Below are 12,974 nucleotides of genomic sequence, written 5' to 3'. Positions count from 1 at the left end.
TGATTTGTCTAGAAAGGATGTGCGACATGGATGCACATAATCTGATCAAGCTGTTTGAACAAAGTCCGGTCGTCGTTCCGAGGAAGCTGTTCACCGATGCACGTCGTCTCAATCTCAACCCGGTCGAGTTTTGTCTCGTCGTCCACTTGTTGGAGTTGACGGGAGAAGGCATCGAGATGCCGCTTCCGAGCGAGCTCGGCGACCGGATGAACGTTCCCGAGAGCGAGGCACGCTCTGTTCTGCTCGGGCTGCTGCAAAAAGAGCTCGTCGCCATCGATGCGTCGGCGGAAGTGGAGCGATACAGTCTGCTCCCTCTTTTCCAAGCACTCGAAGAAGACGGCGCCCCTGAAAAAAATACGCAGTCGCTAAACGAGAACCTCATCCATACGTTCGAGCGGGAGTTCGGGACGATCACGCCGTTTGAGATCGAGCAAATCGTCGGCTGGTTGACCGAAGACGGTTTCAGTGAAGAACTCATTTTGGCCGCGCTCCGCGAGGCGAAACTGCGTAACGTCCGCAACTTCAAGTACATGGATAAAATCTTGAGCGTTTGGCAAGACCATAAAGTCGAGTCACTCGAAGACTTGGTCGAGTATCAACGGAGGAAAAAGTGATGTTGACGAGAGCTCAATTGAACGAAATCTCGGAGACGATGCGGCAAATGTTCCCGGACGCCCATTGTGAGCTGACCCACCGCAACCCGTTCGAACTCGTCGTCGCCGTGGCGCTGTCCGCGCAGGCGACGGACGCGCTCGTCAACCAAGTGACGCCTGGACTGTTCGAGGCGTTCCCGACGGTCGAGGCGATGGCTGCGGCTGACGTAGCGGAAATCGAGTCGCTCATTAAACGAATCGGTCTGTTTCGAAACAAGGCCAAAAACGTCAAAGCGCTGTCGATGCGAATTCTTGATCTGCACGGAGGCATCGTCCCGGACGACCGGGAATCACTCGAGGCGCTGCCTGGAGTCGGGCGCAAGACGGCGAACGTCGTCTTGTCGGTCGCCTTTCATGAACCGGCGTTCGCGGTCGATACCCACGTCGAGCGTGTGTCCAAACGGCTCGGCATCTGCCGTTGGAAAGACAACGTCCGTCAAGTCGAAGACACGCTCATGAAGAAGTTTCCCCGTGAAGACTGGTCACAGCTCCACCACCAGTTTATCTTTTTCGGACGGTATCACTGCAAGGCACAACGGCCCGGCTGCGAGACGTGTCCGCTCTTGCATATGTGCCGCGAAGGCAAGAAGCGGATGAAGTCGCAGCAAGCGACTGGATAATGATGACGCAAGCGTCTTCCTGATTTTTGAATCGGGAAGACGCTTTTTATACGTATGGGGGTATTTTTTGCTATACTCGATCTAGTCAACATCGAAACGATACAATCGTTCAATTCTACAGATCGACTGAAAGGCAAGGGGGGCACGTTTAATGACTCAAACACGAATCGGCATACATGAAAATCGGATGAACTTTATCATGCTCGTCGTAACGAACTTCTTCGTCGGATCGATGGTCGGTCTTGAACGGACCATCCTGCCTGTAATCGGGGAAGAAGATTTTGGATTAGTGTCGACGAGCGCGGCGCTGTCATTCATTATCAGTTTTGGTTTCTCAAAAGCAATCGTCAACTATTTTGCCGGGGCGATCGCAGACCGGTTCGGTCGCAAGAAAGTCTTATTAGTTGGTTGGGGACTTGGTTTGTTCGTCCCGTTACTCGTCATCTTTGCGACGTCTTGGTGGATGATCATCGTCGCCAACGTGTTACTAGGGATCAATCAAGGTTTGACGTGGTCGATGACAGTCAACATGAAGATTGATTTGGCTAAACCGATGGAACGAGGGCTTGCCGTCGGCTTGAACGAATTTGCCGGTTATGTCGGGGTCGCTACCATGGCCGCGGTCTCAGGATTCATCGCCAGTACGTACGGCAACCGGCCGGAACCGTTTTACGTGGGGATTTTGATCGTCGTCATCGGGTTCACGTTATCAATCTTTGTCAAAGATACGCGACAACAGTTGCACTTGCAGTCAACAGGTGTGGGAACGGGACAGAAACTCTCGGCCAAAGACGTGTTCTTGACGACGACTTGGCAAGACCGTTCGCTCTCGAGCCTGACGCTGGCAGGACTTTCAACGAATCTAAAGGACGGCATGGCGTGGGGGTTGTTCCCGATCTACTTCGCCTATAAAGGGCTGAATCTATCGGAGATTGGTCTACTAGTCGCCATCTATCCGGCCGCATGGGGGTTGGTCCAACTGTTCACAGGTGGGTTGAGTGACCGCATCGGACGAAAAGGGTTGATTGTCGGAGGGATGTGGGTCCAGGCGGGATCGCTTTGGCTGATCCTGCTCGTCAACGACTATTCGCTCTGGATGTTTGCCGCCGTTTTGCTTGGCATCGGGACGGCGATGGTTTATCCGACGCTCCAAGCTTCAATCAGTGACGTGGCCGAGCCGAGCTGGCGAGCGTCAGCGATGGGCGTCTATCGGTTTTGGCGAGACAGTGGCTATGCGTTTGGGGCGTTGTTGGCTGGTTTATTGACCGACGTGCTGTCAATTGATTGGGCAATCGGGATTGTGGCACTGCTCCCGTTCATGGCTGGACTGATTGCGCTCAAAAGACTGCGTGAGACATTACCGGGGCTTCGTCCGCAAGATTGAGCAACATAAAAATCGCCTCGTAGATGGCTACGAGGCGATTTTTAATGGTTCCAGGGATGGTCGCTCCATTCGCGACGTTTTTTCGTGATTGGGACTTTTTTGAAGCCCCAGTTGCGGAAATCTTGGTCTGGACTGTCTTTACGAATGTAAATCTTGTCCTTGATGGCTTTGAAGATTCGGTTTTCATCCCCATAATGGACGAACCGTGGTTTCACTTCGATCACGCCGCGGCGCACGCGCGAGAGCGGCAGGCAGACGAGGTCAGCGATTTCAAGACCAGATTGATAGATCGTGCTTTGTTTCTCTGAGAAGATGAACCCTTTGATTTTTTGTCGGCTCTTCTCGACGTCGAGATGGACCGTCCCGGAGTTGAAGATATCGAAAAATGCTTTTTGAATGAGCAGGTTCTGATAATCGTCGCGCGACTCGAGGACGACACGGGCGCTGACAGCTTCCGTCTCTTCCAAAAATGCATAAAACGATTTCATTAAATGGGCGAAAGCGACGACATAAGGGTCTTTCGGCGTCGAGTAGAAATCGTGAAGCTTCTGTTTATCGACCTCGACACTGACGATCGTGCAATTGATATCGCGCAAGAAGTCTGGGAGTTTGTTCCAAAAATCACGGAGCATATCGATTGTGATCCCATCGTCTTTTCCATATGGATGCTCGGCCTTTAAAATTTCTTTTAAATGCAGTGGGATATTTTCCGTTTTGAAGACATCTCGTTTGAACGCTTGTAAGCGTCGCTTCAATTCGCACGGCATTCCAGCCTCATCAGCGTCAATCGCATACTTGTATTCCATCAATACCCCGGTCAAGTTGAACTGGGTGTTGCCTTTTGGTGTACCTGTCTCATCGACGAACATGACATACTTCTTTTGTGTCTCCATCTTACTCCTCCAACAGGGCTTAGGGATGTGGATTCCAAGCCGCCTAGTTTATTTCCAGTCCTCGCGAAACGCTCTCGATCGCTTACTTTTTTAAAGTCTCGTCAATCAGCGTTTAGCCTGTTCACATTTCGGTTAATAAGTAGAGGACTTATTGTAGAAAAGTATTCAGTGACACCGTAACAAGGTCGTGTCAATTTGAATACACAATGTACTACACACTAGTTTAACATACGGGAGTTTGGTACGATATGGATTGCGGAAAATCCACGGAGGAGTCGAGCGACAGAACTCGACAATCAGACTTCAGACGGAAGGAACGAGTGGATCAACCTGTTAAACTAGAAACTAGGGGTGACGACATTGTTCCATTATCCGAACGGGAAGAAACCGAGAGCGGCCGAGATGCCGAGAAAGTCCAATCCGCCAACGTATGCGAATCGAGGCATGAATTTAGAGACGCTTCTGAACGATACGAACGAGTTTTATCGGCTCCACGGAAAAGCGGTCATCCATAAAAAGCCGACTCCGCTTCAAATCGTCAAAGTCGATTATCCGAAACGGAGCGCGGCCAAAGTGACCGAGGCGTATTTTAAGCAAGCCTCGACGACCGACTATAATGGGGTCTATCGCGGGAAATACATTGATTTTGAAGCGAAAGAGACGAACAATAAAACGTCGTTCCCGCTCGGAAACTTTCATGATCATCAAATCAATCACATGCGCGAGTGTGAGCGTCACGGAGGGATTTGTTTTGTCATCATCCGGTTTAGCCGCTATAATACGCAATATGTGTTATCAACGGAGCAATTATTACACTGGTGGGAGCAGCGAGAGACGGGACGGAAGTCGATCCCACTCGCATATATTGAACAAGAGGCAATCGAAGTTCCAACACGAGCCCTTCCAGCCATCGATTATTTGACGGCGATTGAAGCGTGGCTCGATTGAATAGAAGGAGTGAAGCGTGAATGGAACGAAGTCGGATGGCGCGTCGACAAGATACGACGAAAAAGCCAAAGCAACAAACGAAAAAACCAAAGCAACAAACAAAGAAACCGATGTGGAGACGCATCCTGTTCATATTAGGATTGTTGTTGATCGTCGGAGTGGTCGTCGGGGGAGCTTATACAGCCTACGCGATTGCGACGGCACCGCCGCTCGATGAGGAGAAATTAGTCGATACGTACCCGATTCAGCTGTTGTCGGCTGAAGGCGAACCGCTTGAAGAAAGCGGCCAAATCCGTGAGTACGTGTCCATCGATGATATTTCAGAAGTGATGCAGCAAGCGGTCATCTCGATCGAGGACCGTCGCTTCTATGAGCATAACGGAATCGACGTGCGCCGCATCGGCGGTGCCGTGCTCGCGAACGTGACCGACGGTTTCGGGTCTGAAGGTGGTTCGACGATCACGCAACAGCTCGTCAAACAGTCGTTCTTGTCGACCGACAAGAAATTAAAACGTAAATTGCAAGAGCAGTGGCTCGCCGTGAAACTTGAGCGCGAGTACACGAAAGAACAGATTCTTGAGATGTACTTGAACAAGAACTACTACGGTTCAGGGGCGTGGGGTGTGCAAGCGGCCTCGAAGACGTACTTCAATAAGCCGGTGTCAGAAGTGAACTATCAAGAAGCGGCTATCTTAGCGGGGCTCCCGCAACGACCGAGCGCTTATGATCCGATCGCTGGCGACCAAGAACTCACGCGTTACCGTCAAGAGCAAGTGCTCTCAGCGATGAAGCGGGACGGTCACATCACAGAACAACAGTATAACGAGGCGCTCGACGTCGAGATTGCCGACGTTATCTCGCCGGGTGCACAGACAGAAGAAGAATCGTATACCCGTTCGATCTACGCCCGTGTCCAAGCGGAACTCGAAGAAGACTACGGCTTAGAGCAGTCTGATATTTACGGGACTGGTTTGAAAGTTTATACGTCGATCAATAAAGAACTGCACGCGAAATTCAATAAAGATATTAAGACAGATAACGTGAACATTCCAAACGGTGAGTTCCCGGAAGATCTCCGGATGGGTGCGACCGTGTTGAACACGAAGACGGGTGAGATCATCGCCGTCATCGATAGCCAACAGGCGGAACAAGGCGATAAGAACTACCGCGACTACTCGCGGGAGAAACGCCAAATCGGTTCGACGGCGAAGCCGTTCTTCGATTACGGTCCAGGGATCGAGAACGCCCAATGGTCGACCGGGAAGGTTCTCATCGATAAGGAGTTTGATGACATTGACATCAGAAACTATTATGAAGGGTATCGAGGCGCCAACACGATGCGCTACTACTTGACGATTTCCGGGAACACGCCGGCCGTCCGTGCTTTCCAAGAAGTACAGGACGAGTTCGGTCCTGAGGCGATCGAATCATTCGTCGAGAACGTCGGCATCGAACCGGCCCGTTCAGGTGACGAGATGGTGTTGTCGAACAGTCTCGGTACAGCCGAGGCGAATACAACGCAAATGGCGGCCGCCTATGCCGCGCTCGGTGCGAACGGGATGTACACGAAGCCGCACTTGATCCAAAAGATCGAGTTCAACGATGGATCGACGATCAACTCGCCGATCAAAGCGAAGCAGGCGATGGAAGACTACACGGCCTATATGTTGACCGATATGCTCCGTGACGTGGTCAACACACCAACTGGTACGTATGCGCCTGATCCCTTCCAATACGACGTCGCCGGGAAGACCGGGACGACGAACGATGAGAAAGACAAATGGTTCACGGGTTACACGACCGATTATGCGATCTCGGTCTGGACCGGAAGAGTAAGCGGGGCTGATGAAAAAGTGAGCAAACCGAACCACGCCCAGTACTACTTCGACTATATGATGCAAGAAGTGACGAAGGCGACGGGAAGTCCGGATCGCTTCCAGCAACCAGATTCGGTGCTATCGCTCGGCAATGAACTATACGTCAAAGGGACGAAACCAAAAGACTTAGAACCAAAAAATCTTCCGGCACCGACCGGCGCGTCGATCAATTATGACATTCCGTCCGACAGCGGGACGTTGACGTGGTCATATAATCGTCAAGCGGTCGAAGCGGACGGTTATCAAGGTCTCTCGTTCACCGTGACGGAGAAACGTCCGGACGGAAGCGAACGTGTCGTCGGAACGACGGAAGACACGAGCATCGCTATTTCGGGTCTCCGGAACGGGACGACGACGTTCACCATCGTCGCGACCGCTTCGAACCAACTCGTAGGGGAGCAACAGTCGAGTCCGGCCCAAACGCAATACACGGTCGAACGCAGTCAAGAACCGGCTGAAGAAGAGGAAGAACCGGCAACGGAAGAGACGCCTCCAGAAGAAGAGCCGGCTGAAGAAACGCCACCGAATGAGACTGACAACAATAACGGTAATGGTAACAACGAAAATGGAAATGGGAACAATGAAGGCGGTGAAGGAGAGACGACGGAAGAGCCGGCGACAGAAGAGACGCCTCCGGCTGAAGAAGAATCTTCGACCGAGCTCGAATCACAGTCCAACTCAGACACGTCTGAATCAAACCAAGACCGTGAAAATGACAATCGCGAATAAATTGACTTACTTCAAACAGGGCGACATCAACGCCCTGTTTTTCTGTGTGGTTTGTTATAATGAAAAAAAAGCGAATAGGATGGTGACATATGGTTCAACTCTCTCTTAAGCGAAAGATGAAAGTGTTGTTTGTAATCGATCGACTGCAAGACGATGATCTTGGCCTACCCCTTCACGGCGTCAATGGATTGAAGATGGGACGCATTCTGTTAGAAGAATCGATCCCGTTCGGACGATTGATCGATGATTCGGCCGTGGCAGAGGCGATCGGCCATCCTTATTTGAAACGGATCGGCGTCGAGACGATGTTTCTCGGCGATGAATCTTTTTATCCAGAACTTCTTCGCGGTAAGCGCCAAGCGCTGACGACGCACGAGGATTATCATAAAGCGGTGCAACGTTACACGAAACATTTGCAAGCAGTCCATTCGAAATGCACGAAGTTACATACCATCGTCTTGTTCGGCCGTTCGACGCACCTGTTATACAAGGATGCGATGGAGCGGCTTGAAGAAGAAAATGAGCATGTCGCCGAGGCGTTCAAAGCGATGGAGGTGCTACACTTGCCTGCGGTTCATCGTCTCTTGCGTGACGAACGAATCAGTCAAGTGAAGACGATCGTGGAGCGACTTGCACCTTCAAAATCATGAAATAAGTTGGTGAGCACTATGCGGAAAAAACGTTCCGTCGAAGAGATGATTAAGACATTAAAGACCGACCCGAGTTTTTCCGCCAATGTCACACACTGGCATACGGTCGAGGCACAACCTGCAAGATACGCGGCGATCCCGTCGAGCGTCCCAGACGATCTTGTCCGGGTGTTAAACAGTCGCGGCATCGAGCAATTGTACACGCATCAGGCCGAAGCGGTCGAACAGACGTCACGTGGGAACTCGACTGTCATCGTGACGCCGACAGCTTCTGGTAAAACGCTCTGCTATAACTTGCCCGTGCTGTCTAGAATGATTGAGAAACCGACGGCACGAGCCCTCTATCTGTATCCGACGAAAGCGCTCGCGCAAGACCAGAACAGCGATTTGATGGAGATGGTCGAGGCGCTCGAAGGCGACCTCCGATGCTTCACGTATGATGGGGACACGTCGCCGGCAGCGCGGACGAAAGTGCGGGACGCCGGCAACATCGTCATCACGAACCCGGATATGCTTCACTCAGGGATCTTGCCGCATCACACGAAATGGATCCGGTTGTTTGAAAACCTCGAATATATCGTTGTCGATGAACTGCATACGTATCGCGGCGTATTCGGGAGCCATGTCGCCAACGTCTTTCGGCGGCTCAAACGAATCTGTGCCTACTATGGAAGTTATCCGAAATGGATCATGACGTCCGCGACGATCGCGAACCCGGTCGAGCTGGCCGAGCTGTTGACCGAGGAAGAAGTGACGCTCGTCAACAATAATGGAGCCCCGCAAGGGAGGAAACACCTCATTTTCTATAACCCTCCGGTCGTCAATGAAGCACTCGGGATTCGTCGGAGCGCCACGCTCGAAACGAAGCGGATCGCGTCAAAACTTGTCGAGGCCGATATTCAAACGATCGTCTTCGCTCGGTCACGGGTCCGTGTCGAGGTGCTATTGACGTATTTGCAAGAATTGACGAGACGTGAACTCGGACCGAAGTCGATCGTCGGTTATCGGGGCGGTTATCTTCCGTCAGAGCGGCGTGAGATTGAACGCAGGCTCCGGAACGGTGAAATCAAAGCCGTCGTTTCGACGAACGCGCTCGAACTCGGTGTTGACATCGGTCAACTCGAGGCGTGCGTATTGAACGGATATCCCGGCACCGTCGCCTCGCTCTGGCAGCAAGCAGGAAGAGCCGGCCGTCGCCAGTCGGAATCACTCGTCATCTTCGTCGCCTCGTCGTCATCACTCGACCAACTCGTCGTCGAGCAACCAGACCTGATTTTAGAGCGTTCGCCTGAGGCGGCCCGTCTTGACCCGAACAACTTGATCATTTTAGTCGATCATATGAAGTGCGCCGCCTTCGAGCTCCCGTTCCAAAAAGGGGAGCGCTTCGGTACGGTCGAGACCGAGGATATCCTTGATTTCTTGACGGACGCGCAAATATTGCATGAGCGCGCCAATAAATACTATTGGATGACGGACGCCTTCCCGGCCCACGATATCTCGCTGCGGACGAGCGATCAAGAGAACGTCGTCATCGTCGACCAGACGGCGAAACATCAAGTCATCGGCGAGATGGACACGTTCAGCGCGATGACGCTGCTTCACGACGAGGCGATCTATTTGCACGGGGCCGAGCAATATCAAGTCGAGAAACTCGATTTTGAAGAAAAGAAAGCGTACGTGCGGCGCGTCGATGTCGATTACTACACAGACGCGAACTTGGCCGTGGAGTTAAAGGTGCTAGAAGAAAATAAGACGAGCGGTGCCAAGACGTTCGGTGAAGTGTCGGTCATCGCGATGGCGACGCTGTTCAAGAAGATCAAGTTCGGGACGCATGAGAATATCGGATCTGGTCCGATCCACTTGCCGGAACGGGAGCTGCATACGACGTCGACTTGGTTCACGCTCGATGACCGGTTCGCTTACTCGGAAGCCGATATGGAAGATCAGCTCGAGGCCGTCAGCGACTTGTTGCGCCGGCTCGCCCCGCTCTACTTGATGTGCGACACGCTCGACTTGTTCACGACGATTCAAATGAAAGCGACCCATACGAATAAACCGACCGTCTACTTGTACGACCGCTATCCGGGCGGTATCGGCTTGAGTGAAGCGCTCTTCCGAGACGCCGCTGAAATTTTAGACGCAGCAATCCGCACGGTCGAGGATTGTCCGTGTGTGAGCGGATGCCCACGTTGCGTCGGGATGATCGGCTACGGTGACTTTAAAGACCAAGTTGTCAATCAGTTGACCGCATTGAAAGGAACGATATGAAAGCGAAGCTATCACGACTCATCAAAACAAATGAACCGAAACAAGCGACGGTCACACCAGATGACGCGGAGCAAGCCAAGTGGATTGCGCGAGGTGGCGAGATCCTGACGTTTGAAAGCGAGTGGTGCGTGCGCTTGAAAGAGATTTACCCGCTTGAAGCGACGTATCACGACTTTACGTTCGACGCGGCGAAACGGGCCCTCGGGACGGCAGACCATCCGTTCTTCACGGTCGACGTGCCGTATGACCAAGTGTTGTTCATGGATACGGAGACGACCGGGCTCCGTGGTGCCGGGACGTCCATCTTTTTGATCGGGTTCGCCCGCTTCAAGCCAGACCATCTCGAGATGATTCAGTACGTATTGCCGCACCCGGCGTTTGAGACCGCGTTCTACTATCACTTTCTCAATGACATCGGCGACGAGGTCCGGTTCGTGACGTACAATGGAAAATCGTTCGATTGGCCGCAAATCAAGACGCGTCATACGTTCGTCCGGACGAAAGTGAAGGCGTTGCCCGCCGTCGGTCATGTCGATCTGTTGCATGCGTCAAGGCGTCTGTTGAAGCCGACACTCGAGTCGGTCTCGTTAAAAGCGGTCGAGGCCCATTTTGGACATGCCCGAACGGACGATCTGCCAGGTTTTCTCGCCCCGATGCATTACTTTCAATACGTCAAAGAGCGGGACCCTGATATTTTACAATCGGTCATCGAGCACCATCACGCCGATTGCTTGAGCCTCGTGTCGCTTTATAAGCGGCTCTGTCACCTCGTCGAAGCAGACGAGCCGACATTTGGAGAAGAGCGGGCCCATTGGTTGAACGATCTAGGGAGTACGGACGAGGCACTCAAACAGTATGAACGGATCGAGCAACCGACAAAACGGGCGAAAATGCGTCAAGCGCTGCTGTTAAAGCGGACCGGCCGCATCGTCGAAGCGCTTCCTCTTTTCAAAGAAGTCGGGACGACCGAGGCGTTGGTCGAGCTAGCCAAGTATGCAGAACATCAGCAAAAAGATGTCGTGTCAGCCATTCGATATACCGAGCAGGCGATTGCGATCGTGGAACAGCAAAAGACGGTCTTGAAACATACCGTCCAAAAACAGCAACACGCGCTCAACCATCGTCTAGCTCGGTTAGAAAGGAAGAGGTTATGAAAGTTGTTGCGATTACCGGGTATCGGCCCCATGAGCTTGGGATCTTCAAAGCTGACCATCCCGGCATCGAGATCATCCAAGAAGCGTACCGCCGAAAGATCACAGAAGCAATCGAACTCGGGGCCGAATGGTTCATCTTCAGTGGAACGAACGGTTGTGAATTGTGGGCAGGACAAGTATTGTTAGAGTTAAGAGAAACACACCCGATTAAAATCGCGGTGTTTCCGCCATTTTTAGAGATGGAAGAACGGTATAAGCCGTATGAACAAGAGTTATTCAGCCAGTTGCGGCTCGAAGCCGATTTTTTTGAACCGCTCACGCAACGTCCTTATGAAGACCCGAGTCAGCTGCGCGCAAAAACGGCGTTCTTTTTAGACAAGGCAGCAGGATTAATTACGTTGTATGACGAAGAGACGGGAGGAAGCCCCCGTTTCCTCGTTGAAGGGGCTAAACGAAAACACCAGATGGAACTATTCATGATCACACAAGACGACCTGCGTGTGATCGAGGAAGAAAAACAGTGGGAACAACAGTGGGAGTGAAGACTATGCAAACCGAATTAACAGCCGAAGCAATCTATAAACAAGAATTCAAGACGGCCCTCCGCGGCTACTCGCAAGAAGAAGTCGACCAATTTTTAGACGTCGTCATCCGGGACTATGAGAAGATGGCGAAAGAGATCGAACGTTTGCGACAAGAAAACGAATCGTTGCGCCGCGGTTCAAGCGAACCGACCGAGCCGGTGAAACCGGCCCAACCTGTCGCCTCGAACTACGATATGTTGCGTCGGATTTCAAACTTAGAAAAGGCCGTCTTCGGAAAACAAGTCGGACCTAGCGAATAACGAGAGGAGGTGGAATAGATGTTACAAGTGTTGACGGCCGTCAAGAAAGAGCCGGTGAAACGACAGACGAAAGGATTGTTCCGAACGAAAGAAGAGGTCATCTTGCCGCCGAAATCGTATACGGATGAGATCGTAGAAATCATTCGGCACACGTGTCGCTTCGATTGGATGATGATTGAACGGGTCGAAATCGGTGACAACGTGCTCGACTACGTGCTCGTCGGACCGAAAGGCGTCTTTTTAGTCCAAATCAATCGGACGACGACGGCCGTCCATGTGACGAACCGAGAGTGTCGGTTAGAAACCTCACTCGGGTGGAAAAACATCTATCCGCATCCAGTCGAAGGACTCGAGCAGATGACGAAACAAGTTCGGAGCCTATTAAAAAAAGAATGCGGCAAGGCCGTACCGGTCACGTCATTTTTAATTTTTCCAGAAGCGTCACGTCTTAAAGTCGAACGTGTTAAAGCGAACTGTGAAGACTCGTTCGAAGCGATCGACAAAGTCATCGCCAAGACGAAACTCGAGCTCCTATCAGAGGCGACAATCAAGCAAATCGCTTATTATTGTTCAGAGCGCCAGTTACATAAGTAAAATAAGTAAAAAGGTGCCGCGGCACCTTTTTTACTTTAGTAGCTCTTTTGCTTTTTTTTCATCATTTCGGTGCACGAACAAAGCGACCCGGTCATCAAGGTTTTTGGCGAGCGGTTTAAACAAGCGCCCGGTCGGCAAGCCCTGTTCGATTCGGCACGTGACGCCTTTTTCCGTCAAGTAGGTGTAATCCTCGAGTAACTCCTCACCTTGTTTCCCAAACGCCTCACCAAAGCGGACCCATTGCAAGTTACGAATCGTCCGGATTGTCACGAGGATGACGAACAGCGCGCCAAGCGCGATAATCAATATAGTTTCCAACACATTCAACCCCTTCTTTACACAATTTTAAAGGGGGAAACG

At 51.8% G+C, this 12,974-nt stretch carries 13 protein-coding genes; 11 read left to right on the top strand and 2 right to left on the bottom strand.

Annotated elements, in window-relative coordinates; genetic code table 11:
• Positions 1-26 precede the first annotated feature (26 nt).
• The 3 genes from EVJ26_RS00345 to EVJ26_RS00335 all read left to right on the top strand — a co-directional run bounded on the left by EVJ26_RS00345 (position 27) and on the right by EVJ26_RS00335 (position 2,657).
• A complete protein-coding gene (locus EVJ26_RS00345) occupies positions 27-614 on the top strand; it encodes a DnaD domain-containing protein (protein ID WP_070327409.1) in 588 nt (195 codons plus the stop codon).
• Entirely contained in the window at positions 614-1,273 is a 660-nt protein-coding gene (gene nth / locus EVJ26_RS00340; RefSeq protein WP_131456097.1) for an endonuclease III, read from the top strand. Before EVJ26_RS00345 ends, nth begins: the two co-directional genes overlap by 1 nt.
• Before the next feature lie 151 nt (positions 1,274-1,424).
• Entirely contained in the window at positions 1,425-2,657 is a 1,233-nt protein-coding gene (locus EVJ26_RS00335; protein WP_131469600.1) for an MFS transporter, read from the top strand.
• A 41-nt stretch (positions 2,658-2,698) separates the two neighbouring features.
• On the opposite strand, the gene EVJ26_RS00330 is transcribed toward EVJ26_RS00335, so the two are convergent.
• Positions 2,699-3,550 carry a DUF3800 domain-containing protein gene (locus EVJ26_RS00330; protein ID WP_083273962.1) on the bottom strand — a complete coding sequence of 284 codons (852 nt, stop codon included), beginning with the start codon at positions 3,548-3,550 and terminating at the stop codon, positions 2,699-2,701.
• Positions 3,551-3,901: 351 nt separating this feature from the next.
• On the opposite strand from EVJ26_RS00330, the gene recU reads away from it, so the two are divergent.
• From recU to EVJ26_RS00290, 8 genes are all read left to right on the top strand, one after another.
• On the top strand, positions 3,902-4,498 hold the full coding sequence (gene recU / locus EVJ26_RS00325) for a Holliday junction resolvase RecU (protein ID WP_131469599.1): 597 nt from the start codon (positions 3,902-3,904) through the stop codon (positions 4,496-4,498).
• A gap of 20 nt (positions 4,499-4,518) precedes the next feature.
• Positions 4,519-7,104, top strand: a complete 2,586-nt coding sequence (locus tag EVJ26_RS00320) for a transglycosylase domain-containing protein (protein WP_131469598.1) — start codon at positions 4,519-4,521, stop codon at positions 7,102-7,104.
• Positions 7,105-7,193: 89 nt separating this feature from the next.
• Positions 7,194-7,754, top strand: a complete 561-nt coding sequence (locus EVJ26_RS00315; protein ID WP_236634005.1) for a hypothetical protein — start codon at positions 7,194-7,196, stop codon at positions 7,752-7,754.
• An 18-nt stretch (positions 7,755-7,772) separates the two neighbouring features.
• Positions 7,773-10,022, top strand: coding sequence for a DEAD/DEAH box helicase (locus EVJ26_RS00310; protein WP_070327406.1), 2,250 nt, complete (start codon positions 7,773-7,775; stop codon positions 10,020-10,022).
• Positions 10,019-11,176, top strand: coding sequence for a ribonuclease H-like domain-containing protein (locus tag EVJ26_RS00305; RefSeq protein WP_131469597.1), 1,158 nt, complete (start codon positions 10,019-10,021; stop codon positions 11,174-11,176). Before EVJ26_RS00310 ends, EVJ26_RS00305 begins: the two co-directional genes overlap by 4 nt.
• Complete coding sequence (locus tag EVJ26_RS00300; RefSeq protein WP_016509942.1) at positions 11,173-11,718, top strand: SLOG family protein; 546 nt, start codon at positions 11,173-11,175, stop codon at positions 11,716-11,718. Before EVJ26_RS00305 ends, EVJ26_RS00300 begins: the two co-directional genes overlap by 4 nt.
• 5 nt (positions 11,719-11,723) lie before the next feature.
• A complete protein-coding gene (gene gpsB / locus EVJ26_RS00295) occupies positions 11,724-12,020 on the top strand; it encodes a cell division regulator GpsB (RefSeq protein WP_051121542.1) in 297 nt (98 codons plus the stop codon).
• A gap of 18 nt (positions 12,021-12,038) precedes the next feature.
• Positions 12,039-12,614 carry a nuclease-related domain-containing protein gene (locus EVJ26_RS00290; RefSeq protein ID WP_070327404.1) on the top strand — a complete coding sequence of 192 codons (576 nt, stop codon included), beginning with the start codon at positions 12,039-12,041 and terminating at the stop codon, positions 12,612-12,614.
• Between the two features lie 30 nt (positions 12,615-12,644).
• Here EVJ26_RS00290 and EVJ26_RS00285 read toward each other — a convergent pair whose 3' ends face one another.
• Positions 12,645-12,935: a hypothetical protein gene (locus tag EVJ26_RS00285; RefSeq protein WP_236633730.1), complete on the bottom strand. Its 291-nt coding sequence runs from the start codon at positions 12,933-12,935 to the stop codon at positions 12,645-12,647.
• Positions 12,936-12,974: the final 39 nt, after the last annotated feature.

The sequence above is a fragment of the Exiguobacterium sp. SH3S1 genome, from assembly GCF_004337105.1.
Taxonomy (GTDB): Bacteria; Bacillota; Bacilli; order Exiguobacteriales; family Exiguobacteriaceae; genus Exiguobacterium; species Exiguobacterium aurantiacum_A.
This window is presented reverse-complemented; position numbering and strand designations above follow the sequence as displayed.